Source organism: Burkholderia sp. NLJ2 (assembly GCF_049487195.1).
Taxonomy (GTDB): Bacteria; Pseudomonadota; Gammaproteobacteria; order Burkholderiales; family Burkholderiaceae; genus Burkholderia; species Burkholderia pyrrocinia.
Genome location: NZ_CP137810.1, coordinates 2,862,947 through 2,888,497 on the forward strand (window position 1 = coordinate 2,862,947; position 25,551 = coordinate 2,888,497).

19 protein-coding genes and 1 pseudogene are annotated in these 25,551 nt (G+C 67.2%); 9 read left to right on the top strand and 11 right to left on the bottom strand.

Annotated elements, in window-relative coordinates; genetic code table 11:
- Positions 1–36: 36 nt before the first annotated feature.
- On the bottom strand, positions 37–480 hold the full coding sequence (locus R9B84_RS35345) for a PaaI family thioesterase (RefSeq protein WP_423761994.1): 444 nt from the start codon (positions 478–480) through the stop codon (positions 37–39).
- 305 nt (positions 481–785) lie between these two features.
- Here R9B84_RS35345 and R9B84_RS35350 point away from each other — a divergent pair, with 305 nt between their 5' ends.
- Complete coding sequence (locus tag R9B84_RS35350) at positions 786–2,405, top strand: methyl-accepting chemotaxis protein (protein ID WP_423761995.1); 1,620 nt, start codon at positions 786–788, stop codon at positions 2,403–2,405.
- Here the strand turns inward: R9B84_RS35350 and R9B84_RS35355 are convergent.
- On the bottom strand, positions 2,378–3,487 hold the full coding sequence (locus R9B84_RS35355; RefSeq protein WP_423761996.1) for an AGE family epimerase/isomerase: 1,110 nt from the start codon (positions 3,485–3,487) through the stop codon (positions 2,378–2,380). The two genes, R9B84_RS35350 and R9B84_RS35355, sit on opposite strands and share 28 nt — an antisense overlap.
- A gap of 114 nt (positions 3,488–3,601) precedes the next feature.
- On the opposite strand from R9B84_RS35355, the gene R9B84_RS35360 reads away from it, so the two are divergent.
- On the top strand, positions 3,602–4,300 hold the full coding sequence (locus R9B84_RS35360) for an MgtC/SapB family protein (protein WP_423761997.1): 699 nt from the start codon (positions 3,602–3,604) through the stop codon (positions 4,298–4,300).
- 391 nt (positions 4,301–4,691) lie between these two features.
- Here the strand turns inward: R9B84_RS35360 and R9B84_RS35365 are convergent, their stop codons facing one another.
- From R9B84_RS35365 to R9B84_RS35380, 4 genes and pseudogenes are all read right to left on the bottom strand, one after another.
- Positions 4,692–5,681, bottom strand: coding sequence for a patatin-like phospholipase family protein (locus R9B84_RS35365; RefSeq protein ID WP_423761998.1), 990 nt, complete (start codon positions 5,679–5,681; stop codon positions 4,692–4,694).
- A 72-nt stretch (positions 5,682–5,753) separates the two neighbouring features.
- Positions 5,754–7,595, bottom strand: coding sequence for an amidohydrolase (locus tag R9B84_RS35370; RefSeq protein WP_423761999.1), 1,842 nt, complete (start codon positions 7,593–7,595; stop codon positions 5,754–5,756).
- A gap of 28 nt (positions 7,596–7,623) precedes the next feature.
- The gene (locus R9B84_RS35375; RefSeq protein ID WP_423763546.1) at positions 7,624–8,178 is read right to left on the bottom strand and encodes a phage integrase central domain-containing protein; all 555 of its coding nucleotides are present in this window, start codon (positions 8,176–8,178) and stop codon (positions 7,624–7,626) included.
- A 132-nt stretch (positions 8,179–8,310) separates the two neighbouring features.
- Positions 8,311–8,706: pseudogene (locus R9B84_RS35380) on the bottom strand (transposase); the annotation flags it as partial.
- A 247-nt stretch (positions 8,707–8,953) separates the two neighbouring features.
- Between R9B84_RS35380 and R9B84_RS35385 the strand changes: the two are divergent.
- The 3 genes from R9B84_RS35385 (at position 8,954) to R9B84_RS35395 (ending at position 11,263) form a co-directional block, all read left to right on the top strand.
- Positions 8,954–10,285, top strand: a complete 1,332-nt coding sequence (locus R9B84_RS35385) for a flagellar hook-length control protein FliK (RefSeq protein WP_423763547.1) — start codon at positions 8,954–8,956, stop codon at positions 10,283–10,285.
- A 175-nt stretch (positions 10,286–10,460) separates the two neighbouring features.
- Positions 10,461–10,616, top strand: a complete 156-nt coding sequence (locus tag R9B84_RS35390) for a hypothetical protein (protein ID WP_262546714.1) — start codon at positions 10,461–10,463, stop codon at positions 10,614–10,616.
- A 167-nt stretch (positions 10,617–10,783) separates the two neighbouring features.
- Positions 10,784–11,263 carry a GNAT family N-acetyltransferase gene (locus tag R9B84_RS35395; protein WP_423762000.1) on the top strand — a complete coding sequence of 160 codons (480 nt, stop codon included), beginning with the start codon at positions 10,784–10,786 and terminating at the stop codon, positions 11,261–11,263.
- A gap of 287 nt (positions 11,264–11,550) precedes the next feature.
- Here the strand turns inward: R9B84_RS35395 and R9B84_RS35400 are convergent, their stop codons facing one another.
- From R9B84_RS35400 to R9B84_RS35410, 3 genes are all read right to left on the bottom strand, one after another.
- Positions 11,551–14,667 carry a heavy metal translocating P-type ATPase gene (locus R9B84_RS35400; RefSeq protein ID WP_423762001.1) on the bottom strand — a complete coding sequence of 1,039 codons (3,117 nt, stop codon included), beginning with the start codon at positions 14,665–14,667 and terminating at the stop codon, positions 11,551–11,553.
- Positions 14,668–14,857: 190 nt separating this feature from the next.
- Positions 14,858–15,181, bottom strand: a complete 324-nt coding sequence (locus tag R9B84_RS35405) for a type II toxin-antitoxin system HicB family antitoxin (RefSeq protein ID WP_047902238.1) — start codon at positions 15,179–15,181, stop codon at positions 14,858–14,860.
- Positions 15,178–15,429 (bottom strand): toxin HicA, encoded by a 252-nt coding sequence (locus tag R9B84_RS35410; protein ID WP_423762002.1) that lies wholly within the window; start codon positions 15,427–15,429, stop codon positions 15,178–15,180. The genes R9B84_RS35405 and R9B84_RS35410 overlap by 4 nt, the downstream gene beginning before the upstream one ends.
- 326 nt (positions 15,430–15,755) lie before the next feature.
- Between R9B84_RS35410 and R9B84_RS35415 the strand changes: the two genes are divergently transcribed.
- Both R9B84_RS35415 and R9B84_RS35420 read left to right on the top strand, forming a co-directional pair.
- Positions 15,756–17,192, top strand: coding sequence for a DUF1254 domain-containing protein (locus R9B84_RS35415; RefSeq protein WP_423762003.1), 1,437 nt, complete (start codon positions 15,756–15,758; stop codon positions 17,190–17,192).
- Positions 17,193–17,343: 151 nt separating this feature from the next.
- Positions 17,344–21,135, top strand: coding sequence for a DUF748 domain-containing protein (locus tag R9B84_RS35420; RefSeq protein WP_423762004.1), 3,792 nt, complete (start codon positions 17,344–17,346; stop codon positions 21,133–21,135).
- A gap of 57 nt (positions 21,136–21,192) precedes the next feature.
- Here the strand turns inward: R9B84_RS35420 and R9B84_RS35425 are convergent, their stop codons facing one another.
- Entirely contained in the window at positions 21,193–21,414 is a 222-nt protein-coding gene (locus R9B84_RS35425; RefSeq protein WP_423762005.1) for a hypothetical protein, read from the bottom strand.
- Between the two features lie 250 nt (positions 21,415–21,664).
- Between R9B84_RS35425 and R9B84_RS35430 the strand changes: the two genes are divergently transcribed.
- Positions 21,665–23,341, top strand: coding sequence for an alkaline phosphatase family protein (locus R9B84_RS35430; RefSeq protein WP_423762006.1), 1,677 nt, complete (start codon positions 21,665–21,667; stop codon positions 23,339–23,341).
- 293 nt (positions 23,342–23,634) lie between these two features.
- Here R9B84_RS35430 and R9B84_RS35435 read toward each other — a convergent pair whose 3' ends face one another.
- Positions 23,635–24,531 (bottom strand): LysR family transcriptional regulator, encoded by an 897-nt coding sequence (locus R9B84_RS35435; protein ID WP_423762007.1) that lies wholly within the window; start codon positions 24,529–24,531, stop codon positions 23,635–23,637.
- A 162-nt stretch (positions 24,532–24,693) separates the two neighbouring features.
- Between R9B84_RS35435 and R9B84_RS35440 the strand changes: the two genes are divergently transcribed.
- Positions 24,694–25,545, top strand: a complete 852-nt coding sequence (locus R9B84_RS35440; protein ID WP_096473304.1) for an ABC transporter permease — start codon at positions 24,694–24,696, stop codon at positions 25,543–25,545.
- The last annotated feature ends 6 nt before the right edge of the window (positions 25,546–25,551 follow it).

Consider the following 25,551-nt stretch of genomic DNA (forward strand, 5'->3'; position numbering starts at 1 on the left):
CGGTCTTCTCTCATTGACCTCGGGCCGGGCGGCCGCTCAGGCCGTTTCCTCCGGCATATCCGGCACCTTGCCGTCGCCGACGCGGTTGATCGTGCCTTGCGCGATCGCGACGAGCCGCTCGTGATCGCCGTCGATGACGAACACATGACACTGGCAGGTCGCCTGTTGCCGGCCTGCGTAGACGAGCTTCGCGCGGGCGACGAGCGTGCCGTTCACGGCCGGCCGCAGGTAGTTGATCTTGTATTCGGCCGTGATCACGCGCGGGCCGAGCACGAGCGCGCCGGCGAACGTCAGCGCGTTGTCGGCGAGATAGCTGATGACGCCGCCGTGCACGAACCCGTGCTGCTGCCGCAGTTCGTCGCGCACGTGCAGGCACAGCGACACCTCGTTGTCGCCGATATGCATCAGCTCCGTGCCCAGCAGCATGCTGAACGGTTGCGCACGCAATGCGCCGCGCGCGTGGTCCGTGATGTCGGTCATCGACTTTCCTCGAAATGAGTGCCCGCTTGCGCTGAACTCTAGGAAGGGGGCTGCGGATAAGCAAGGAAATTCGTCCGCGTTACCTGCAATTGCCGGCGCGATGCGACGCGATTATTGCGTCGAACGCGGGAGTTGCCCTTGTTTGCGGGCGATTCGGCGGAAGTGCGCGAGCGATGCGCGTCACGGGCCCGCGTTGCTGGCCGCACCGCGCCGGCCGCACTTGAGCACCCGCTCCTAAAGTCCGACGAAGAAATGCCGCTAATGCCGGGGCATTGCCTCATCGTCCGCTCTCCAGGAATCTCCCCATGTTCGGAAAAATCAAGCTCGCGTCGGGTCTGCTCGGCGTGTTGACCGTGTTTTGCCTCTTCCTGTTCGCGATCGAAGCGCTCGGCTTCTGGGCGCTCGCATCGACGCGCAGCGGCGTCGACGATCTGTCGAACGTCGCGATCTCGCAGGTCAACGCGGCCAACCAGGCGACCGAGCACCTGCTCGACGCACGCATCAACCTGTCGCGCGCCGGCACGCGGATGGTGCGCGGCGGCCCGAAGCCGGAGGACATCATCCGCCATGCCGGCGCTTCGCTTGCCGAAGCAGACAAGGCGTTCGCCGCGCTGACGGCCGCGCAGCCGGTCGACGACACGAACCGCGCGCGCGTTGCGGCGCTCGCCGAGCGCTATCGCGCGCTGCGCGGCGCGCTCGGCGAACTCGTGCAGTTCCTCGACGCCGACAACATCCAGGCGTTCCTCGACCAGCCGACGCAAGGCATCCAGGACGCCTACATCGCCGAACTGCACCGCTTCGCCGAATACGGCAGCGCATCGAGCCGCACGGCGCTCGACACGATCGACGGCGGCATGCTCTGGTTCAAGTCGGTCGGCATCGCGCTGCTGGTGGCGATGCTCGCGGCGAGCGCGGCGATCTACGCAGCCGCGCGGCGCGCGGTCGTCGCGCCGCTGGATGAAGCGGGCCGCCACTTCGAGCGGATCGCGCAGGGCCGGCTCGACGAAGCCGTGCGGGCGGGCGGCGTGTTCGAGATCGACCGGATGCTGCGCGGCCTCGCCACGATGCAGACGAGCATCGCGGGCACCGTGCGCACGGTGCGCCACGCGTCCGATGCGATCCACCTCGGCGCGGGCGAGATCGCGGGCGGCAACGCCGACCTGTCGGCGCGCACGGGCACGCAGGCCGCGTCGCTCGAGGAAACGGCCGCGAGCATGGAGGAATTGACCGCGACCGTCCGGCAGAACACCGACAGCGCACGCGCGGCCAGCGCGCTGGCCGACGCGGCGCTCGAAGCGACGGGTCACGGCGGCGGCGTGGTCGACAGCGTGATCGACCGGATGCGCGGCATCGCGCAGAGCTCGGGGCGGATCGCGGAGATCATCTCGGTGATCGACGGTATCGCATTCCAGACCAACATCCTCGCGCTGAACGCGGCGGTCGAGGCCGCGCGGGCCGGCGAACAGGGGCGCGGCTTCGCGGTCGTCGCGGGCGAAGTGCGTTCGCTCGCGCAGCGCAGCGCGCAATCGGCGAAGGAGATCAAGGCGCTGATCGAGGATTCGGTCGCGCAGATCAACGGCGGCGCGGAACTCGTCGAGCGCGCCGGTGACGCGATGCGGACGGTGTCGGCGTCGATCACGCGCGTCGTGCAGACGATGTCCGAGATCACCGCGGCGTCGGTCGAGCAGAGCGTCGGGATCGAGCAGGTGAACCAGGCCGTCACGCAGATGGATCAGCTGACGCAGCAGAACGCGGCGCTGGTGGAGGAAGTCGCGGCGGCGGCCGCGTCGCTGAACGACCAGACCGCGCACCTGATGCAGGCGGTGTCGGTGTTCGAACTCGGCGATGCGCGCGCCGCACGCGGCGAACGCGCGGCGCCGTCGTTCGCCGACGCGGGTTACGAACCGGCCGGCAGCGCCGCGTAGGCGGTCGCGAGATGGTAGGGCGTCGTCGACGGCAGGTCGGCGCGCGACACCTGCCCGTCCGCCGTCTTGCACTCGAACCAGCCGCGCGGATGCAGGAAGCGCGCGGCGAAGCGCTCGATCTGCTGCGCGAGCGGCGCCGAGGCCGGCGTGCCGCCGTGCGTCGCGAGCGCGCGCAGGTACTCGGTCTGCGCCCAGATCCGCTGCGTGCCGTCGATGCACGCGCCTTGCGCGTCGAGCGCCGCGCAGACGCCGCCCGTCCGCGCATCGACGCCGTATTGCTCCGCGAACGCGAATGCGCGCGACAGCGCGCCGGGGAGCCCGGTCTGCGCGAGCCGGGCGCCGGCCGCGTCGACCAGATAGAACCACTCGAATTGATGGCCGGGCTCGAAACGGTTGTCGGCCGCCCCGAGAGGCAGCTCGGCGACGCAGCCGGTCGCCGTGTCGACGAAGGTGCGCTCGACGGCCTGCGCGGTGCGCGCGAGCGCATCGTCGAACGCCGCGTCGCCGAATGCGTCGGCGGCCGCGAGCCACGCTTCGGTCAGGTGCATCAGCGGATTCTGCAGCGCGCCGCTGCCGGACGACGAGAAATCGGCGTGGCGCGCCGCATCGAGCAGCGCGTCGCCGCGGCGCGGCGCGAAGCGGTCCTGGATCAGCGCGGCGGTGTCCTCGGCCACCGTGCGCGCGGCGGCGTCGCCCGACGCCGCATGCCACGCGGCGCACGCGAACACGATGAACGCGTGCGTATAGAGATCCTTGGTGGTATCGAGCGGCGCGCCCTGCGCGTCGACGCTGTAGATCCAGCCGCCATGGCGCGCGTCGCGGAAGCGGCTGCACAGCGCGTCGAACAGCGTGGCTGCGTGCGCGGCGTCGCCGGCCTGCGCGAACACGAACAGTTGCCGCGCGCAGGCCATTGCGCGATAACGGGTGACGGGCAGCGGCGCGTGGGTGGCCGGGTCGACGGCCTCGAACGGCAGCTGCAACGTGTGGTCGAAGCCTGAACCCCGCCAGATCGGCAAGACGATGTGCGCGAAATGGTGGCGCAGCTGGGCGGCCTGGGCGGAAGCGGAGTCGGAAACGGACATGACGGGGTTGAGCGCTTGGATCTGAACGTGTCGGCGCGACCCGGAGGATCGGCGCGGCCGGGGCCAAGGATAAAACATTCCGCGCGGACGGCACAAAAAAAGGAGATAAAACCGATGCTCAGCAACCTGGAACTCGTGATGCGGCTCGTTCTCGCGGCGGCGCTCGGCAGCGTCATCGGCTTCGAGCGCGAGCGCCTGTCGTGGGCGGCCGGCCTGCGCACGCACATGCTCGTGTGCGTCGGCTCGACGCTGATCATGATCGTGTCGGCGTTCGGTTTCGCCGACGTGCTCGGCAGCAGCGAGCACATCGTGCTCGATCCGTCGCGGATCGCCGCGCAAGTCGTGTCGGGCATCGGTTTCCTCGGCGCGGGCTCGATCCTGCTGCGCGGCGAGATCGTGCGCGGGCTGACGACCGCCGCGAGCCTGTGGTCGGTCGCCGCGATCGGCCTCGCGGTGGGCGGCGGGCTCTATGTCGCGTCGATTTCGGCGACGATCATCATCCTGATCATCCTGGCCGGCATCAAGCCGCTGGAGCGGCGCTACTTCACGGTACGCCAGCGGCGCCAGCTCGCGCTGACGGTCGTGAGCGGCGCGCTGACGTTCGATTCGCTGCACGCGGCGCTCGGCCCCGACAGCGCGCGCGTGAAGCAGTTCATCTTGCAGCGTGCCGACGACACGGGCGAGCACGACGAGGTGCGCATCGCGCTCGCGCGGGTGTCGGAACTCGAATACCGGGCGATCTGCGACAAACTGCGCGCGTTGCGGGGCGTCACGCGTTTCGAAGAGGGGAACGGGCTGTCGGGCGACGAGTAGGCTGAATCGGTTGCGGCGCGTGCGCCAATGGCCGGCCACCGATTCCGTTCGACATCCGGTTCCGCGCTCGCGGGCCCCGTGATCCGATTTCCATGATCTTCGCCGTGATTTGACGGAAATTCACGTAAATTCAATGGATTGCGATGGTTTTTGGGGGGGCTCGCCAGGCCCGTCAATCAATAATCAGTTCAGCCGCCCAGGCGATCTCATGATCGGTGATGGGCGGCATTGCGGCCGTTGACCCCCAATGGCAGCCCGCCCGCGGACGCATTGTCCGGCCGCACGCGGCTGACGGTGCCCGGGGATTCGGTTGAAGTGCGTGTCGAGCAGTGCCGGCGTCGGTGACACCGGCCGTCACCCGTCGCGAGCGACGGCCGGTGATCACGCGCGATCAGCGCCAGTTCGTCTCCACCCAATCGCAAACGTGTTGCCACGCGGTGGAATTCATGTACGCCCGGGTTTCCTTCTCCATCTCCGGCACCTTTTCCCACTCGTCCAAACCGATGGGTTGTCCGAGCAGGAAATTTCCGCGCTGATAGCCGCTGTTCAGTATCTGTTCGACCTGGCGTGCGGCAATCGCCGCCGTGGTGTCCATCGTCAGCCCGAGCAACGCCGCGGCTGGAACGTTCTCGCTAGTGGCCGGCCACAGCCACTTCGAGACGCCCCAGTTCAACGGGGTGCCGATCGCATCCGGCGCAATGCCTTGCGGGCTCATCCCGGTGCCGAGGGACAGCAGGCGAACATCGTTCAGGTTGCCTGCCTGCCCGTTGCCCAACGCTTCGGCAATGGCGGCCACGGAAGGATTGTTCGCGAACACGCCGCCGTCGGCGAAGTAGCCGAGGCCGTTGACTTCGTACGGCGGGAAATAGGACGGCGCGGCCGATGTCGCAAGCGCGGCGTCGAGCATGCGGATGTCCCGATAGGGGTTCTTGCTGCCATTGGAGAATGTGCAGGGCGCCCAGCTTTTCGCGGACGGATCCCACAAGCGCGCCGAGTTGACCACGACGAAGCGGGACAGATCGGCCAGCTTGCCGGTGCCGAGCAGCTTCCTGGCGATCTGCTGAAGCCCGGTGTTGACATACTGGCACGCGAACAGGCCCGGTCCGGCCAGCTCGGCGCCCTGCTCGGGCGCTTGCTGTTGCGTCAACCACGCGCCGTTTTCCTTGAAGATCGCCGAGCCCTGCGTGCGGTAGATGTCGACGATCTCCGCAATGGGTGCGCCACGCGCGAGCCCCAGGGCGATCAGGCCGCCCGTGGACGTGCCGGCAAAGCCGTCCGCTTTCGCGATGATCTGGCTTCGCTTGTCGAGGTCCTGGATGAGCAGGGCGGTGATCAACCCGCGAATACCGCCGCCGTCGCAACTGAGAATCTTGAAGGTCATCGTGCTTCTCCTTGTCCAGTGAGAGGGATACGAATGCCGCTTCGCTTCGGGCCGCGCACAGGGCGCGACCGCCTATTTGTTTTCCGCCGGCTTGGGGGCTGCGTAAACCTTGCGCCCGCTGACCCATGTTTCGTGCACGTCGATTTCGCGCAGTTGATAAGGATCGGTCGGCTTAACGTGCAGGGGATCGTGTTGCAGAATCACGAGGTCGGCCTGTTTTCCCTCTTTCAGGGAACCGACCTGATCATCGAGGTGGCATTGCCATGCCGCGTCGATGGTCACCGCGCGCAGCGCCTCGGGCGCGCTCAGGCATTCGGCTTCGTTGAGTACCGCAAGCTCCGGGTCGGCTTCCATTACCCGCCACATTGCCTGATCCATATAGCGCAACGGCCCTAGCGGAGAGACGAAGTGATCGCTGTGCAGGCTGACACGCAGGCCCTCGCGCAGCGCCGACTTGCATCGATCGAGCTTTTGCGCGCGTTCTTCACCCAGAATGGTGTTCCGGAATGCGCGTCCCCAATAGCCCACGTGGCCGATCAGGAAACTGGGCGAGATGTCCAGCCGCTTCATCGTGCGGAGATCGTCGTCGTCCAGCAGCGACGCATGCTCGAGCCGATGGCGCAACGGCTCCCGTTTCGCTTCCGGCCCGGGCGGACACGAAACGGGCTCGGGAACCTTGCTCAGCACCAGCTGGTATGCGGCCAATACATTGGCGATCCCCTCATCGCCGTTCGCATGGACCATGATCGGCCATCCCGCCGCATCGACCTGCTGCATGATCTGCGCCAGCGATTCGATCGGCGTGAAGTTGAAAAGACCATTCGGCCCGACGCCGGGAACGCTGTGCTCGGCGCAGCATTTGTATGGCGTCCTTTGCAAGCCGGACAAGCCTTGGTTGGAGCCGTCGGCAATCAGTTTCATTGCGCGGATGGTAAACAACGACTCGGGCGGGCTGTTCAGTTGCGGTTTGAATTGGTTGAGCCACAACGGCCAGAGGTCGTTATTGCCGAACAACGCCCCGCCCATGCGAACCGTCATCCATGGCGTGCTCGCCAACGCCTGCAACAGGACGACTTCATAGAACCCCAGACCCATCCCCACGCCGGCGTCGAACAGGGTGGTAATGCCGTGCTGGTTCGCAGTCGACATCACCTTCCGCATGGCGATCAGCAGATCGGCAGGCTGCGGGCGCGGGACGGTGTTCGTCATCTGGGTGACTTTCGATTCGGTCAGCACACCCTTGGGGAAATCGGCTTCGAGGCCGGCGGCCTGCAACGCGGCGCCGTTGGCATAACCGAGATGCCCGGAGGCATTGATCAGGAACAGGCACACGTCCTTGCTGATCCCATCCAGCCAGTCACGGTCGATATCCACCCAATCGCGCATCAGCGACGGGTCGACGCCGCTGCCGCATACCCACTTTTCCCCCTTGTCCTGCGCGTCGCGCGCCAATCCCGTGAGCTTGTCACGGATAGCCTCGGCGCTATAGGCGAGATTCAGTTTTTGACCGTCGAACGGTGACAGGTCGTGCCAGGGCGGGGTAAGGAAAACCGCGCTGGGCAGCAGATGTGCGTGCGGTTCGATCAAGCCGGGAAGCAAGGTCTGATCGGGTTCGAGCCCCTGCTCGCGTGCCTCGGGGTAGCTGTCCCGCATGCGTCGGCGCACCTCGTCGAGCGCACCGGTGGCGATGACCTTGTGCTCGGCGATACCCAGCGCTTCGACGCGCGTGTTGCAATCCTCCGGGTCCGGGTAGATGTGCCCGCCGTGAAAGATGACGGCCTCGGGCGTGCTTTGCGCTTCAAGCTGGCTCAATTCCTTGAGCAGTTCCTGCCATGCGCTCTCGTTTTGTCCAAGGGCGCCCGCCAACAAATGGGGGCTGCAGCATGCACATCCGAGCTGGTGTCGATGGAACATATTCAGATCCTTTTCAGTTTTTATTGCATTACCCGAAATTGTTATCAAAAGGAGCATCAAGTTGACCGGCGAGGCAGTACGTGGAATCCGTGAATCGTTGCGCGCAGGAAGCGACGAAATCGATGCATGCCTGCGTATCAGTTTCGCGGGGATAGCGGTGCCGCGTCGCTGTCAATATCCACTGCAGATTATTTATTGAATCAAAACACCGAGAGGGATAATTCGTCGAATATCGTGATGCAGAAACGGTAATGCTGGTTTGAATAATATATTTTGCGGATGATGCGGATTCCGAAATCAATGCGACGGTGCGAATCAGGTGAAACGTTCGAGCGCAATCATATGTATATGCGTTGAATGGAAATGGAGCAAGCTCCGTTCGACGACCGTGACAGGGTTCGCTGCGATGTGGCCGTGTGTCCAGGCCCACTGCTGACTGCTGCATACGTCGACGCGTGCGGCTGGCTGTAGCAGTCTTCGTCAGCCGGATTGGGCGCAGGATGTCAGCACAGTCATCACGGCGAATTGCATCGAGCTTGCGATTGCCTGGCTTGGGAAAGACATCAGTTTCCAGACTGCTGATCTATTGGATTGCATGCTTCTCGCTTTTCCAGCCTGGTTTCGGTTCTTCATGAAATTGGCTTTCATGAAATTGGCGAGCGGCTTTCTCGAACGTCAGGGCAGCGGCGACAGCACCAGTACCTTCGCACCGAGGTTATGACGGTTTATCAAAGGCCGATACTGGTTGGGTTTTGGCCAATTTTTTCCGGGCCGTTTCGGTAGAGAACATCGAGTTGATGCGAGCGCCGATGGCGTGCCGCAGTTGCTTCCAAGCCGCGATCTCCGTGATCAGCCGGTCGCGGCAGCCGGTGCGGCGATTCAGACATTGGCTTTGCAGCACGCCGATTTCGATCTCGACCATGTTGAGCCAACTGGCGTGTTTGGGCGTGCTGGTGGCATTCGATTTGCTGCGGGATGTGGCGAGCCTCTGCTGGTGGCAGGGTTCGGTAGAGCGCAACTGGCGTGTGGGTCACGGACCGTCCAGCGTGCCCCGGATGCGCGGTGCCCCGGGAGTAGTGAGATCGACCGGATCGCGCACGCACTGGGCGAAGACCTGGTCGGGGTTGGCAGCCGTCCAGTCACTTTCCCGTCGAGGGCGGGTTTGTCGGCCGGTTTGAGCGCTTTGGCTTGTTTGTCGGTTAGCATCGGTTTTCAGCCCATCATGCAGCCCATCGGGAATCAATGGATAGCGCTGGATGGCGTGAGAGCATAGTGGGCGAATTTGTTATGCAAATTATTGATTTGTTTGAAGATAATTGGGCTATCGATTGATGTTCTCGGACAATGATTTGGCAGACGTGACCGAATTCGTTTCCACGCCTCGCTCCCCCTCCCGTTCCAACCGTTCATCGGCCCGTGCCCGACAGCGCTCGGCTGCTGCCGCGAGCAGTACGTCCGCGAGGGCGACGGCGCGGTCCGGTAGCGCGCCGGCCGGCGATGCGTCGCGGGACGAACGGACGTTCGACCTGTTCGGCGATCCGGTGCTTGAGCCGGGTGAGCGTATGCCGGCCGCCGCGCGCGACGAAGCGGTTGCGGAAGCCGAGACGGCGGCGGGTGTCGCCGATGACGTGGCCGCGGGGCGGCAAGCGGCGCTGGACGGGTTCAGCGCGCCGGAGGCCGCGAGTGCGGCGGGGCATGCGGAAGCTGAGAGCCCGGTAAGGCCGGATGTCGCGGTGGCAGCCGACGGCGTTTCGGCGCCTGAAGACGGCGATGCCTCGAACGCCGGCGATGTGCCTGCTGCCGATGGTGCCGCAATCAAGCTAGCCGATGTGCCTGCGGTCGATGGCGCTACGGTGTCGGCAACCGAGCGGCAAGCGGCCGACGCCGCTTCGGCGAAGACGTCCGAACTGCAAGCGGCCGATAGCGAAGTCGCGAAGCCTGTTGTCGAAGCCGCGGCCGTCAAGTCCCGCGGAGGACGATCTTCCGGCGACGCCGTGAAGGAGCGCCGCGCGTCGTCGTCGGGCGGCAAACGCCGGGCGGCCGCCGGTGCGAGCGAAGCGACGGCGGTGCACTCCGTGCCGGTTGCGGCGAGCGTCGACACGCCGCTGGAAGCGGCCGGATCGAACCCGACGCCGGACGCTGTTTCGACGGTCGAGCCGCAGACGCCGGTACTGCCGGTCGAGGCGGCGAACACCGCGAACACCTGTGACGCTGCCCCTGCCGACGCCTCACCGTCGCCTGTCGCACAGCCCGTGGCTTCCGCCGCGTCCTTCGTGACCAAGCCGTCGGCGGAACGCGCGCAACCGGCTGTGCCGGCCTTCGATCCGGACACGCACCTGCGCCCGCTGACGGATCGGCTCGCGGTGCTGCAGTCCGATGTGGACGGTCTGACGCGCACGGCCGATCGCGAGATGCGCCGCGTCAACCGCCTGCTGCTGGCGCTGGCCGTCGTCGTGCTGGCGGGGCTCGTCGCGCTGATGCTGCAAACGCGGCAGATCGCGCACCTGAAGCAGGACGCGGCAACCAAGCAACAGCGGATCGATCGCCTCGCGGCCGATCTGTCGACGCAGCAGGCGACGCTGATGACGCTCGAGGAGCACCACGAAGCGCTGCTGTCGCAGGTCGACCGGCTTCAGCGCAATGCGAACCGCGAGGCGGCCGTCGCGAAGCGTGCCCGCCGCACGCGCTGATCGTTCCGGCCCTATCCTGGAAGCCCGACGGGGCAAGGATCGCCGTTCCGCGCCTGTGATCGGCGGCGGCGCGTGTGCGGCAAACTGATGCGGTGCGCTGGCAGAATTCAGGGAAAACCCTTAGAATGCAGTCAATCTAAGGGAAAACCCTAGCCACATCTGTCAGGAGTCTCACATGAGCTTCATCCTTGCCCTGCTGCAAAAGATCGACGACCTGTTCATGTCGCCGCACCTGCCGCTCGACGCGGAATACTCGTACGCTGCACGTCGTGCCGAAGCCGAGCGCGTGCGCCGTGCGCATCTCGCGCCGATCGTCCTGTATCGTCGCTGATTCGCTGATTCGCTGATTCGCTGATTCGCTGATTCGCTGATTCGCTGATTCGCTGATTCGGCGCGGCGCCTGCCGCACCTGTCCGCCCGCTTTCCGCCGCCGCATCGCGCGTCGGTGCGACCGTCCCGCTACACTGGAAGTCCGATTGTGTTCACGGCGACCGGACCATGCTCCAGATGCGGTCGATGACGGCCGGCGAATTCCACGCGTACCGCACGCGAGCCATCGACGGCTACGCGCGCGATCTCGTTTCATCCGGACAAAATGCTGTCGAAGACGCGGCCGATCGTGCGCGCGCCTGTTTCGACACGCTGTTGCCGGACGGCCTGCGGACATCCGGCCAGATACTCGTCATGCTCATCGACGGCGCCACCGGCGACGCGGTGGGCGACCTCTGGTACGCGATCGTGCCCGAAGGGCCGAACCGCACGTTGTTCATCTACGATCTCGACATCGTCCCGGCCCGGCGCCGCCAGGGCTGGGCCACGCGCGCGCTCGAAGCGCTCGACGCCGAGGCGCGCCGGTACGGCATCACCGAGATCGGGCTGTCGGTGTTCAATCACAACACGGCGGCCCGTGCGCTGTATCGTGCGTGCGGCTTCGCGCCGATCACGACGACGTTGATCAAGCCGGTTATCCCGGGCTGAATTCGCTGGTCGGCGCCGCGTCGTCACGCGCGATCGACTCGACACACCGCTGACGGGCAACACCGGCCACCTTCCCGATCCTTCCTGTTCGCCGAACGCCGAACGCCGAACGCCGAACGCCGAACGCCGAACGCCGAACGCCGAACGCCGAACGCCGAACGCCGAACGCCGAACGCCGAACGCCGAACGCCGAACGCCGAACGCCAAACGCCAAACGCCAAACGCCAAACGCCAAACGCCAAACGCCAAACGCCAAACGGCCGTCCGGCACGCGCCACCTGCACGCATCAGCGCGCGCGGCCTTTCCATCTCCGCAACAGCAACGCGTTGGTCACGACGCTGACGCTGGAAAACGCCATCGCCGCGCCTGCGATCACCGGGTTCAGCAAGCCCAGCGCCGCGAGCGGCACGCCGACCAGGTTGTAGACGAACGCCCAGAACAGGTTCTGCTGGATCTTCCGGTACGTGCGTTTGGAGATGTCGATCGCGTCGGCGACGAGCGCCGGATCACCACGCATCAGCGTAATGCCGGCCGTGTGCATCGCGACGTCCGTGCCGGTCGCCATCGCGATGCCGACATCGGCCGCGGCGAGCGCGGGCGCATCATTGATCCCGTCGCCGACCATCGCGACGATTCCGCCGTGCGTGCGCTTCAGTTCGGCGACGACGCGCGCCTTGTCGTCGGGCAGCACCTGCGCATGTACTTCGCCGATGCCGAGCGACGCCGCGACGGCCGCCGCGCTGCCGCGGTTGTCGCCCGTCACGAGCACGCTCGCGACGCCGCGCGCCGACAGCGCCGCGATCGCGTCGCGCGCGCCCGGCTTCACGGTGTCGCCGAACGCGATCAGCGCGAGCAGCGCGCGCGGCGCATCGGCGCGCATCAGCCACGAAATCGTGTTGCCCGCGCGTTCGAGCTCCGCCGCGCGAGCGTCGAGTGCCGGCGGCACTGCCAAGCCGAGCTCGTCGCGCCAGCGCGTGCTGCCGAGCGCGAGCAACTGCCCGCCGACGCGCGCTTCCACGCCGCGTCCGGCCACCGCGCGCGCATCGGCTGCGGCGACTGCAGCGGCCGACGGCGCTGCAGCGTCGTGCGCGGCCACGCCGGCCTCGTGCGCGGCAACCACGGCGCGTGCGAGCGGATGGTCGCTCTGACGCTGCACCGCCGCCGCGAGCGCGAGCGCTTCGTCGCGTGGCATGCCGACGGCTTCGAACGCCGTCACGGACGGCTTGCCTTCGGTCAGCGTGCCGGTTTTGTCGAACGCGATCACGGTGGCGCGCTGTGCGAGTTCGAGCGCCTGAGCGTCCTTGATCAGCACGCCGTGCCGGGCTGCGACGCCCGTGCCGGCCATGATCGCGGCGGGTGTCGCGAGGCCGAGCGCGCACGGGCATGCGATGACGAGCACCGCGACCGCGTTGAGGATCGCGGTTTCGGTCCCGGCGCCGGCGATCAGCCAGCCGACCAGCGTCAGCAGTGCGATGCCGAGGATCGCCGGCACGAACACTTCGCTGACACGATCGACGAGCCGCTGGATCGGCGCCTTCTCGGCCTGCGCGGATTCGACGAGGCGGATGATGCGTGCGAGCGTCGTTTCCGCGCCGATCGCGGTGGTTTCGACGACGAGTGCGCCTTCGCCGTTGATCGAGCCGGCCGTGACGGCATCGCCGTCATCCTTCGGCACGGGCAGGCTTTCGCCGGTGATCAGCGATTCGTCGATATGCGAGCGGCCCGACACGATCCGGCCGTCGACCGGCACGCGTTCGCCGGGGCGGATGCTGACGTTCGTGCCGACGCGCACCTGCGACAGCGGCACGTCGCGTTCGACGCCGTGTTCGACGACGCGCGCCCGATCGGGCCGCAGCGCGTTCAGCGCGCGGATCGCTTCGGTAGTCTGGCGCTTCGCGCGCGATTCGAGCCATTTGCCGAAGCGCACGAGCGTGACGATGACGGCCGACGCCTCGAAATACAGATGGCCGGGATGCGCGGGATCGCGCAGCAGCATCCACAGGCTCAGTCCGTACGCGGCCGACGTGCCGAGCGCGACGAGCAGGTCCATGTTGCCGGCGCGCGCCTTCACCGCATGCCAGGCCGCGCGGTAGAAGCGCGCGCCGAAGCCGAACTGCACGATCGACGCGAGCACGAGCTGGAGCCAGCCGGGCAGCATCAGGTCGATGCCGAACGGCGCGACGAGCATCGGCGCGACGAGCGGCGCGCTCAGTACCGCCGACCAGATCACGAGGTTGCGTTCGCGAACCGCTTCGCGGCGCTTGCGGGCGTCGGGATCCTGCGCGGGGCTGGCCGGTTGCGCGTCGGCGCCGGCCGTTGCGCCGGCCGACGGCGCGGCGGCGAGCGACGCGCGGTAGCCGGCCGTCGTGACCGCGGCGATCAGCGTGGCGGCGTCGAGTGCGCCGGCGCCGTGCACCGACGCGCGCTCGGTTGCAAGGTTGACCGACGCGCGTGCGACGCCCGGTACGGCGGCCAGCGCTTTTTCGACGCGGCCGGCGCAGGACGCGCAGGTCATGCCGCCGATGTCGAGTTCGAGATCGGCGGATGCGGCGGATTCTGCCGGCGGGGTGGCGCCGGCGACCGGCGTCGCGCCATAGCCGGCCTGCTTCACGGCGTCCGCCAGTTGCGACGCGGAAACGCCTGCCGTGGCGTCGACCGTGGCGCGTTCGGTCGCGAGATTGACCGACGCGCGCGTGACGCCCGGTACGGCGGCCAGCGCTTTTTCGACGCGGCCGGCGCAGGACGCGCAGGTCATCCCGTCGATATCGAGTTCGATGCTGGCGGGTGCGGCAGGCGTGGCGGTGGTGGTGGTGGAGGTGGTGGAGGTGGTGGCGGTGGCGGTGGCCGGCGGGATGGTCGCATCGGGCGCTGTCGGCGTCGCGCCATAGCCGGCCTGCTTCACTGCATCTACCAGTTGCGATGCGGAAACGCCTGCCGCGGCGTCGACCGTGGCGCGTTCGGTCGCGAGATTGACCGACGCGTGCGTGACGCCCGGCACTTTCGCGAGCGCCTTCTCGACACGCGACACGCACGACGCGCAGGTCATCCCTTCGATATCGAATTCGATTGTGGCCGTCGCCGCAGGAAGCGATGCCGCCGTTACAGGCGGCGCTTCGTCGCGCAGCGCGTGCGCCGCCGGCGCGGCGGCGACGGTTTCGACCGCCGCTTCACGTACCGCCGCGCGGTAGCCGGCCTCACCGACCGCGTCGACGAGCTGGCCGGGCTCGACCGTTTCCTGCGCGGTCACCGTCGCCGTGTGCGTGCCGAGATCGACCGCCGCATCGACGACGCCCGGCACGGCGGCCAGCGCGCGCTGCACGCGGCCCGTGCAGCCGCCGCAATGCATGCCGTCGACGGTCAGTTCGATCGTTTGCAGCGCGGCGGAGGCAAGTGGTTCAGTCATGTCGGATTCCCCAAAAGCGCGGTTCGAGCCGCGAATGGTTCCAGTATCAACATTCCCATGATGGTAAGGTCAAGCGGTGGCGACGATGCGACGCTGTCGATGCACATAGGTTGTCACATCCCGGAAAAAGCCGACGCCCGGCTTCCAGACGGACAGCCGGGCGGTCGTGCATTTGCGCTCGATTGCGCGGTCAGGCGCAGAGCTTGGCGCTCGCGAGACGATTCAGGCTGACGCCTTGTTCGGCGGCCTGGATCACCAGCGCGCGGTGCGCCTGCGGAGGGATGCGAACTTTGAATTCACCGCTGTAGGTTCGGTCGGCGATCGGCTCGGGCACCTTTTCCCCGTTCGCGGCCATGTCGCGCACGACATCGGCGACGAGCCGGCGAATGCCGGCCAGCGCGCCTTCCGGCGTTTCGTCGAGCCATGAAAGAGACGGGAACTCCGCGCAGAGGCCGACGTGCTCCCCGTCCTCCGGGGACCACGTTACGCGGTACGTAAAGTGGTCTTGGGTCATGATTTCTGTTCCTTCAGTCGATCGATCGCGTCGAGAACCTGCCGCACCTGATAGGCCTTCGCTTTCCCGCGATCATTCTGGATATTCACTCGAGGATCGCCTTGCCACGGTGTCTTGAAAATAGCGTGGCTCGAACCGGATTGGCGGGCCGCTCCGAAGTGTGCCTCGCAGACCTTGAACAGATCGTTGAATCGCACATTCGCGGGCTCGCGCCTCATCAGTTCGAGGATCGTCGATACGCTAGCCATACCGAATGGTGTCAATATTGACACCATTCGTCAATCCGGAATTCGCTCCTTCCGCCCGCGATTGTTTCGGCGCGTGCGCGTTTCGTTCCGATATCTCCGGTTTTGTGATGAATCTCTCGAACTATTTCGAATTCGTCGACAGTGCGGCCAGCGTTCACCCCGCTATTCGGCACATTAGGGATTGCCCCGAGGCGCTATGATACCGGCCTGACATCAGCGCCCGCCGCCGCGAAACGGCTATCCGGGCAGGCTGAGGTGCCTTGTTTTCGCCATTCGCGAGTCGAACGAGGTGTTGACTGAAAAGAACGATATTCGGCCAGTAATCGATGATTGAAAACCAGCGAGAATCAGTTTCTCTGCGGCGCGCGTGCGCGTCGCTGGCCATTGCGGCGTTGCTTGCGGGGTGCGCGTCGCAACCCGACGCGATCCAGCGGAAAACCGGCTGGATGCGCGCGGAAGTCGCCGACTCCTATGTCTATGCGTATCCGCTCGTGCTGATGGACGTCGCGAAGGAAGCTGCGACGGGCGGCGATGGTGCGCAACCGGGGCAGGCGCCGCTCAACACGCTGCGCCACGCGCAGGCACTGCCGCCCGTCGGCGCGGTCAATCCGCCGCTGCCGGGCGTCGACACGCTCGACTCGACCGGCTGGCTCGACGTCGCCGCCGAACCCGTGATCGTCACGCTGCCCGACACGCGCGGCCGCTATTGGGATGCGCGTGCGCTCGACATGTGGACGAACGTGCTGTGGTCGTCGTCGAGCGTGCCGGCACACGGTGCACGCGGCGGCGCGCGATCGCAAACGATTGCCTTTGCCGCGAAGGACTGGCAGGGCACGCTGCCGAAGGGCGCGCAGCGCGTCGACGTGCCGACGGGCAATGCATGGCTCGAAGTGCGGCTGCAGACGAGCGGCGGGCGCGACCTGACGAACGTGAAGAAGCTGCAGCGCGCGATCCGCGTGGTGCCGCTTTCTGTTTACACAGGCGCGGCGCGCGGCGCGTCGGTCGCGGTCCATGCGGGCAGCGCGCCGTCCGAAGCGGTGGGCGGCGGCACGCCGGCCGAGCAGGTGGCCGCGCTGGACCCGAAGGCGTTCTTCGCGCGCTTCGCACAGGCGCTGCAGGACAACCCGCCGCCGGCCGACGACGCGCACGCGCAGGAATTGCTCGGCGAAATCGGCGTGTCGGCCGGCTACCCGGTGCTGTGGACGGGCGACCGCCTCGCGGCCGCGACGGCGGGCGTCGCCGAGGCGCGCGCGCGGCTCGCGACGCCGCCGTCGAACCTGCTGAACGCGAACGGCTGGAGCTGGATCGGCGACACGGCCGGCAAGTACGGCCAGGACTATGCGCTGCGCGCGTACGCGGCCTACACGCAGTTCGGCACCGCGACGCGCGACGACGAGACGCTCGCGGTCGTCCGCGTGGATAGCGACGGCCATCCGCTGAACGGCGCGAACCGCTACGTGCTGCATTTCGCGCCGGGCGCGCTGCCGCCGGCGCGCGCGTTCTGGACGCTCACGCCTTATTCGACGAACGGCGCGCTGCCCGACCTCGGGGCGGCGCGCCGCTCGCTCGGCGATCGCGACCGGCTGCGCCGCAACCACGACGGCTCGATCGACATCGTCGTGTCGGCGTCGCCGGGCGGCGCGTATGCGGGCAACTGGTTGCCGGCGCCGCGCGCCGATTTCGCGCTCGCGTTGCGCCTGTACGCGCCGAAGCCGCAGGCGAGCGACGGAACGTGGATGCCGCCCGTCGTCGTCCGGAAATGAACGGTTGACCGTCGCCGTTGTCCGACCGGCGGGCGCGGCGGCGGCGCCCGACCTCCGTACCGTCACCTCCTGAGCCTATACTTTCGGGATAGCGTGCGCGGCCGCCCGGTTCTCCGGCGCGGCCCGGCATCCATTCCCGAGATATTCAAGCATGGCAAGCGCAGACAAGAAAACCGTATCCTCGACCCTCCATGCCCTCGGCGGCGTTGCACGCTCGCACCGGACCCGGCGTATCGGCATCGGCGCACTGATCTTCCTGGTTTTATTCGGACTGCTCGGGTTCTTCGCGGCGCCGCCGCTGATCCGCCATGTCGCCGAACAGCAATTGAGCAAGCAGCTCGACCGGCCGGCCACGATCCAGCGCATCGCGCTGAACCCGTACACGCTGAACCTCGAAGCCGACGGCATCCGCGTCGGCGAGCGCGGCGGCCGGGGCGACTTCATCGACATCGGCAAGCTCGTCGTAAGGCCGTCGTGGTCGTCGCTGTTCCGGGGCGCGCCGATCGTCAATGAAATCCGCCTCGATTCGCTGCGCTTTCACATCGTCCGTTACGACGCGCAGCGCTTCAACTTCACCGACCTGATCGAGAAGTTCTCGACGCCGTCCAAACCCGAAAGCAAGCCGACGCAGTTTTCGGTGTCGAACATCCAGGTGAACGACGGCCGGATCGACTTCGACGATCGCCTGCTGAACGAAAAGCACATCGTCGACAACTGGACGCTCGGCATCCCGTATATCGCGACGCTGGCGTCGAAGACCGACATCTTCGTCGAGCCGAAGCTGCGCATGCGTTTCGACGGCAGCCCGATCGCGATCGACGGCAGGACCAAGCCGTTCGCGAAGTCGCGCGAGTCGGAGATCGCGCTGAAGTTCGACCGTCTCGACGTGCCGAAGCTGATCTCGTACGTGCCGGCGAAGCTGCCGGTGGCCGTGACGAGCGGCCTGCTGAGCAGCAACCTCGCGATCAATTTCGTGATGAGCGGCGAGACGCCCGCGCTGCGTGTATCGGGCACCGTCGACCTGAACGACGCGAAGGTGACGGACCACGCGTCCGCGCCGCTGTTCGCCGCGCGCGGCGTGCACGTCGCGGCGGCCAGCCTCGAGCCGCTGCGCAACGCGATGCACTTCGACGAGATCCGGATCGACCAGCCGGTGGTCGACCTGTCGCGCGACAAGCAGGGCGTGCTGAACGTCGAGAAGCTCGCCGCGCAGCCGGCCGCCGCACCGAAGGCCGAAGCCGGCAAGCCGGCCGCGTCGGGTGCCGCAGCCGCTTCCGGCACCGTCGCTGCAGCAGCCAGCGGCGCGCAGGCCGAAACTGCCGCGGCCGCTGCGAAGCAGGCGCCGCCGCTCGACCTGACGATCCGTCATTTCGCGATCGACGGCGGCACGGTCAACGTCGACGACCGCGTGCCGGCGCCGCCGTCCGCACTGTCGCTCACGAAGCTCGCCGCGACGCTCGATGGTTTCTCGCTGCAGGGCAAGGCGCCCGCGAAGTACACGCTGTCGACGTCGCTGTCGCGCGGCGGCGACGTGACGGCCGAAGGCGCCTTCAATCTCGCGGCGAAGCAGGCCGACACGAAGCTGACGGTCGCCGCGCTCGCGCTGCCGGCGCTGCAGCCGTACCTCGGCGAAGCGACGCGCGCGCGCGTGCTCGACGGCACGCTCGGCGCAACCGTCAACGCACAGGCCGACTGGGGCAAGACGCCGCTCGCCGCGCAGGTCGCCGACAGCACGGTGAGCCTGAAATCGCTGAAGATCGCGACGCCCGACGCGAAGGCGCCCGCGATCGTGCTGCCCGACGCGAGCGCGAAGATCACCAAGGTCGACGTCGCCACGCGCACCGCGGAGATCGCGAGCGTCGACGCGAGCGGGCTCGCGCTCGACGTGCAGCGCCTGAAGGACGGCAAGATCGACCTCGCGGCGCTGGCCGAACCCGCGCAGGCGTCGGTGCCGAAGCGCACGGTCGCGCGCAAGGCCGAGGCCGCCGCGCCGTCGTGGCATTACCGGATCGACGCGCTGAACGTGAAGGATTCGTCCGCGAACTTCACCGACCTGTCGACGCCGCGCCCGGTGAAGCTGGCGATCAAGCCGCTGGAACTGTCGGTGCAGAAGCTCAGCGACGACATGACCAAGCCGCTGCCGGTGCAACTGAAGGCGACGCTGAACCGCAAGGGCTCGCTGAACGTCGCGGGCGACGTGACCGCGCAGCCGCTGAAGGCCGGCCTGAAGATCGACGGCAACCGCCTCGACGCGGCCGCGTTCGAGCCGTATTTCGGCAGCGCGCTGAACGTGACGATCGCGAGCGCGCTGCTCAACGCGCAGGGCAACCTGACGTTCGCGCAGGTGAAGGACACGCCGCGCGCCACCTATCGCGGCGACGTTGCGCTCGTCGACGTGCGGATGCTCGACAAGGCGACGTCCGACCCGTTCGCCGGCTGGCGCTCGCTCGCGCTGTCGAACCTGAAGGCGAACTACGACGAGAAGGGCACCGACGTCGACGCCGCGCGCGTGACGTTCTCGAACTTCTACGGCCGCGTGCTGCTCGATGCGCAGGGGCGCCTGAACCTGAAGGACGTCGTCGCGAAGCAAACGGGCCCCGCGCAGTCGCTGACGCGTGATGCGAGCAAGGGCGAACCGGTGCCGCTGTCGCCGGGCATGACGCCGCCGGCCGCCGCACCGGCGGCATCGGCAGCGGTCGCGCAGCAGGCGTCCGCGCCGGCGGTCGTGAAGGCCGCGACCCCGCCGCAGAACCCGGTGCGGATGCACTTCGGTCAGCTCGTGCTGCAGGACGGCCGCGTCACGTACACCGACAACTTCATCAAGCCGAACTACACGGCGAACCTGGTCGCGATCAAGGGCACGGTCGGCGCGTTCGGCACGGATTCGACGACGTCCGCACCGGTCGATGTTGCCGCGAACCTGGCGGGCAACGGGCCGATCTCGATCAAGGGCTCGGTGAACCCGCTGATCGAGAAACCCGCGCTCGACCTCACGGCGACCGCGCACGACATCGAGCTCACCAACCTGACGCCGTATTCGGCGAAGTACGCCGGCTATCCGATCACGAAGGGCAAGCTCAACGTCGACCTGCACTACCAGCTCGCGAACGACCAGTTGTCGGCGAACAACCACATCTTCATCGACCAGCTCACGTTCGGCGACCACGTCGAAAACGACACGGCGACGAAGCTGCCGGTGAAGCTCGCGATCTCGCTGCTGAAGAACACGCGCGGCCAGATCGACGTGAACCTGCCGGTGTCGGGTTCGCTGTCGAATCCGGAGTTCAGCATCGGCGGGCTGATCTGGCATGCGGTGCTGAACCTGATCGCGAAGGCCGTCACGTCGCCGTTCACGCTGCTCGCGAATGCGTTCGGCGGCGGCGGCGAGGATCTCGGCTACGTCGAGTTCGCGCCGGGCTCGTACGACCTGACCGACGCGCAGCAGCAGAAGCTCGACACCGTCGTGAAGATGCTGACCGAGAAGGCGTCGATCCGCCTCGACCTGATCGGCCGCGTCGATCCGGCGAAGGACACGCCGGGGCTGCGCGACGCGTATGTCGAGCGGCTGGTTCGGCAGCAGAAGCTGAAGGATGTGGTCGGCCAGGGCGAGAGCATCGACCCGATGTCGGTGAAGGTCGACCAGGCCGAATATTCCAAATACCTGACGCGCGCGTACAAGGCTGCCGACTTCAAGAAGCCGCGCAACCTGGTCGGCCTGCAGAAGACGCTGCCGGATGCGGACATGAAGCAGGCGCTGGCCGAACACGCACCGGCCGACGACAACGCACTGCGTGCGCTCGCGCAGCAGCGCGCGCAGGCCGTGCGCCAGTACCTCGAAGGGAAGATCGATTCGAGCCGCGTGTTCGTCGTCGCGCCGAAGCTCGATGCGAAGGGCATCGAGGACAAGGGCGCGACGACCCGCGTCGACTTCGGGCTCCAGTAAGCCGTCGCTTCATCTGCTGCCGCCGCGTCCGCGCAAGCCGGGCGCGGCGGCTTTTTTTCAGCGCGCGGCGATTTCCGGTTCGCGCTTCTCCAGTTCCTTCCTCGCGGCCAGCGGCAGACGCGCGTCGTCCCACTGCGTCAGCCATTCGACTTCCTTCGCAGTGAACACCTGTCCGTGGTTGCGCAGCGCGTACTGCAGCGCGTCGACGACGTGATGGCGAATGATTTCGGGGGTACGTGCATCGTCCAGCACGAACCGGAGAGCTTCCAGGGTCGACATACTCGTGCTCCGGGTCAGGGAAAACCCTTTATCACACGCCAATAGTCGCAGGCCAAGCCGAAAAAAAATCCGGCCGTACGGGTCGACGCACGGAGCGGATCGCATTGCGACCGCTTCATGTCGCTTGCGTTTGGTTACGTTTGACAGAGAACAGAAAGCCTCGCTTCATCCGACCGCCGCACGATCCGGCGATATTTTGCGCGCCGGTTGGCAAGTCACGCAGTTCAACATCAATCGATGAGGTGGGGTGATGATTTCGTTTTTCGGTAAGCAGCGGAAGATGGCGGCGATGGTGGCGGGCGCGCTGGCGCTCGCAAGCGCGGGCGCGCACGCGGTGCAGCAGGACGGCAACGGTCAGGGCGAGGATCGCGGCAATGCGCATCGGGTCGTGAAGCACGTGCTGCTGATCAGCGTCGACGGCCTGCACGAGCAGGATCTCGCGCGCTGCATCGGCGCGAACACGTGTCCGAACATCGCAGTGCTCGCCAAGAGCGGCGTGACGTACACGAACGCGTACACGCCGGGCCTGTCGGATTCGTTCCCGGGCCTCGCGGCGCTCGTGACGGGCGGCTCGCCGAAGACGGCCGGCCTGTTCTACGACGTGTCGTACGACCGCAACCTGTATGCGCCGAGCGATACGACGTGTTCGGGCAAGCAGGGCTGGAACGTCGTGTTCGACGAAACGACCGGCATCGACGCGATCAACGGCGGCAAGCTCGTGCACCTCGACGGCGGCGGCGCGTTCAACCCGCAGGCGATCCCGCACGCGCGCGTGGGCGGCCAGTGCGTGCCGGTCTATCCGCACAACTACGTGAAGACCAACACGGTGTTCGAAGCCGTGAAGGCCGGCGTGCCGAATGCGCACACCGCGTGGGCCGACAAGCACGCGTGGGGCTACGACTGGTTGAACGGCCCGTCGGGCACCGGCGTCGACGACCTGATGCGCACCGAGATCAACTCGATCGACCCGGCGACGAACACCGACTACTCGGACGTCTATTCGCACACCGCGCGCTTCGACAACCTGCACGTGCAGGCGCTGATCAACCAGATCGAAGGCCGCGATTCGACGGGCACCAAGAGCGCGCCAGTGCCGACGCTGTTCGGCGCCGACTTCCAGACGCTGAGCGTCGCGCAGAAGTCGCCGGTCGCGAAGGGCGGCGGATATCTCGACGCGGACTTCACGCCGAACGGTCAGGTCGCGAACGCGATCACGTATGTCGACAACTCGATCGGCCATGTCGTCGCGGCGCTGAAGCAGGCCAACCTGTACACGTCGACGGCCGTGATCGTGACGGCGAAGCACGGCCAGTCGCCGAGCGACCACACGAAGCTCGTGAAGAACGGCGACACGCTGTCGAAGCTGCTCGAAGCGAACAACTACCTCGATCCGAACGGCAACTTCGGCCAGAACAACACGACGACGGGCAACCTGAACGACGGGTCGGGCCTGGTCGGCACGGGCTTCGTGCAGACCGACGACGTCGGCCTGATCTGGCTGCGCGACCGCAGCCAGCGCACGGCCGTCGTGCAGACGCTGAAGGCGAACCTGGGCTGCAACGCGCCGGGGATCTGCGCGGACGGTTCGCAGGCCTACGTCCTGTACGGCGCGGCGCTCGCCGACCGCTTCGGCGATCCGGCCAACGGCCGCACGCCGGACATCATCGTCCAGCCGAATCCGGGCGTGATCTACACGTCGAGCACGAAGAAGGACGAGGAGCACGGCGGCAACGCGCCGGACGACAGCCACCTCGGCCTGCTCGTGTCGTATCCGGGGATCCATCGCGCGCGCACCGTGAACGATCTGGTCGGCACGAAGCAGGTCGCGCCGACGATCCTCGAACTGCTCGGCGCTGATCCGCGCCTGCTGCATGCGGTCGTGGCCGAGAACACGCGCGTGCTGCCGGGGCTCGGTATCGGGCGCTGAGCGTGACGGGTGGCGTGGCGTCGCGCTACCGGCGCCGCCATGCCGCCCGGGCTTGCCTGGTCACATACCGTCCGAGCCTGCCCGACCGTGCTGCCCGGGCTTGCCCGGCCCCATGCCGTGCGAGCCTGCCCGGCCGTGCTGCCCGGGCTTGCCTGGTCACATGCCGTCCGAGCCTGTCCGGCCATGCCGCCCGGGCTTGCCTGGTCACATGCCGTGCGAGCCTACCCGGCCATGCCGCCCGGGCTTGCCCGGCCCCACGCCGTCCGAGCCTGTCCGGCCGTGCCGGGCGTGGCTCATCCGTTCGCGCATTCGTCGAGCATCCATTCCCTGAAGCGCCGCAGCGCAGCGCTCGTCTCCAGCCGCTCCGGCGCGTAGCACAGGTAGTGCCCTTGCGCGTCGACGTCGACGGGGGCGTCGAACGGTTCGACCAGCGCGCCGGTCACTAGCGTGTCGACGATCAGGAAACGCGGCACGAGCGCGAGCCCGAGCCCGGCCTGCGCGGCCTGGATCAGCACCGAATACTGTTCGAAGCGCGGCCCCGCCAGCGCGTTCATGTGTGCCGCGCGATGGCGCTCCGCCCACATGGACCACGCGATTTCCGCCTGCTCGTGCACGAGCCGCGGCGCGGATGCCGCGTCGGCGGGCGTGCGCAGCGCATGCCGCGCCGCGAATTCACCGGAACAGACCGGCACGAACGTCCGGCCGTCCAGGTAATCGCAGCGGACGCCTTCCCATGCGCCGTCGCCGTAGCGGATCGCCGCGTCGAGTCCGAACGGAAACACGTCGCCGTGAGCCAGATGGCGGCGAAAACTCAGCGTGACGCCCGGCGCGCCAGCCAGAAAGCGCGCGAGCCGCGGCACCAGCCACTTCGTCGTGAAGGTCGGCACGCTCGCGATCGTCAGCAGATCGCTGTCCTCGCGTGCGCTCAGCAATTCGATCGACGCGTTGCCGATCTCGCGCAGCGGGCCGATCACGCGCGCGTGATAGACCTGTCCGGCCCGCGTGAGCGCGAGATTGCGCCCCTCGCGCACGAACAGCTTGACGCCGAACAGCGTCTCGAGATTCGCGATCTGCCGGCTGACCGCGCTCGGCGTCAGGCCGAGTTCGCGGGCCGCATACGAGAAGTTCAGGTACTTCACGGAACTCGCGAACGCGTGCAGCTCCGCGATGTTGGGAAACAGGTGCTTCACGGCGAACTATTCCTTGCGCGCACAGATCGATGCGGGCGTTGTACGTTTTTTTCATGACGATGCCATGTCGGATCCGCACACTGCGTCCGTCACGACAATGCATGCCGGCCCTGTCCGGCGGGCGTTGCGTGCCCCATTCCGTGTCCGTCAGCGAGTTTCGCCATGCATCCGCCATCCGCTCCGGCCCTTGCCGAAGCTATTCCGATTCGTCGTAACAAACGGCCGCACGCGATGGCGGGGCGCCTGCTGCTGCAGGCATTCGTCGCGGCCTTCGCGCTGTACCTCGCGTTGCCGATCGCGCTGCTGCTGATCGGCTCGGTCGGCCAGTCGTGGACGAACACGCTGCTGCCGTCCGGCATCACATCGCACTGGTTCGCCGATCTGGCCGCGAATCGCAGCTTTACCCGCGCATTCGGCGTGAGCCTCGTCGTCGCGCTCGCCTGCTGTGCGATCAATGCCGTGCTGGCGCTGCCGCTCGCGTATGCGCTGCATCACCGCGCACTGGCCGGCCGCGGCTTCGCGGCGCGCGTCGTGATGCTGATGCCGATCGCGGTGCCGGCGCTGACGCTCGGGTTCGGCTACATCGCGATCTTCAGCGGCGATGCGCTGCCGTGGCTCGGCACGCTGCCGCTGATGATCGCCGCGCACGCGGTGCTGACGCTGCCGTACCTGCTGCAGACGCTGCTGAGCGACCTGCGCCACCTGGGCCTCGCCCATCTCGAGGCGTGTGCGGCGACGCTCGGCGCGACGCCGCTGCGCCAGTTCTTCACGATCGTGGTGCCGAACCTGCGGCACAGCCTGTTTTCCGGCCTCGTGATGGTCGCCGCGCTGTCGATTGGCGAATTCCAGATCTCGAACCTGATCGCGGGCTTCCGCTATCGCAACTATCCGATCGTGCTGCTGCAGGCGTTCTACGGCGCGTCGGGGATGGCCTGTGCGGCGACCGTCGTGCTGCTCGTCCTCGCCGTGCTCGCCACGCTCGCATCCGTCTTCACCGTGCAACGACTGAAGTGAAACCGT

Bases quoted from the DNA above. Each gene is read 5' to 3' on its own strand.
- R9B84_RS35345 (WP_423761994.1), bottom strand. From the start codon at position 480: ATGACCGACATCACGGACCACGCGCGCGGCGCATTGCGTGCGCAACCG.
- R9B84_RS35405 (WP_047902238.1), bottom strand. From the start codon at position 15,181: ATGACCCAAGACCACTTTACGTACCGCGTAACGTGGTCCCCGGAGGAC.
- R9B84_RS35390 (WP_262546714.1), top strand. From the start codon at position 10,461: ATGAGCTTCATCCTTGCCCTGCTGCAAAAGATCGACGACCTGTTCATG.
- R9B84_RS35430 (WP_423762006.1), top strand. From the start codon at position 21,665: ATGATTTCGTTTTTCGGTAAGCAGCGGAAGATGGCGGCGATGGTGGCG.
- R9B84_RS35350 (WP_423761995.1), top strand. From the start codon at position 786: ATGTTCGGAAAAATCAAGCTCGCGTCGGGTCTGCTCGGCGTGTTGACC.
- R9B84_RS35370 (WP_423761999.1), bottom strand. From the start codon at position 7,595: ATGTTCCATCGACACCAGCTCGGATGTGCATGCTGCAGCCCCCATTTG.
- R9B84_RS35425 (WP_423762005.1), bottom strand. From the start codon at position 21,414: ATGTCGACCCTGGAAGCTCTCCGGTTCGTGCTGGACGATGCACGTACC.
- R9B84_RS35420 (WP_423762004.1), top strand. From the start codon at position 17,344: ATGGCAAGCGCAGACAAGAAAACCGTATCCTCGACCCTCCATGCCCTC.
- R9B84_RS35365 (WP_423761998.1), bottom strand. From the start codon at position 5,681: ATGACCTTCAAGATTCTCAGTTGCGACGGCGGCGGTATTCGCGGGTTG.
- R9B84_RS35395 (WP_423762000.1), top strand. From the start codon at position 10,784: ATGCTCCAGATGCGGTCGATGACGGCCGGCGAATTCCACGCGTACCGC.
- R9B84_RS35415 (WP_423762003.1), top strand. From the start codon at position 15,756: ATGATTGAAAACCAGCGAGAATCAGTTTCTCTGCGGCGCGCGTGCGCG.
- R9B84_RS35410 (WP_423762002.1), bottom strand. From the start codon at position 15,429: ATGGCTAGCGTATCGACGATCCTCGAACTGATGAGGCGCGAGCCCGCG.
- R9B84_RS35440 (WP_096473304.1), top strand. From the start codon at position 24,694: ATGCATCCGCCATCCGCTCCGGCCCTTGCCGAAGCTATTCCGATTCGT.
- R9B84_RS35355 (WP_423761996.1), bottom strand. From the start codon at position 3,487: ATGTCCGTTTCCGACTCCGCTTCCGCCCAGGCCGCCCAGCTGCGCCAC.
- R9B84_RS35400 (WP_423762001.1), bottom strand. From the start codon at position 14,667: ATGACTGAACCACTTGCCTCCGCCGCGCTGCAAACGATCGAACTGACC.
- R9B84_RS35360 (WP_423761997.1), top strand. From the start codon at position 3,602: ATGCTCAGCAACCTGGAACTCGTGATGCGGCTCGTTCTCGCGGCGGCG.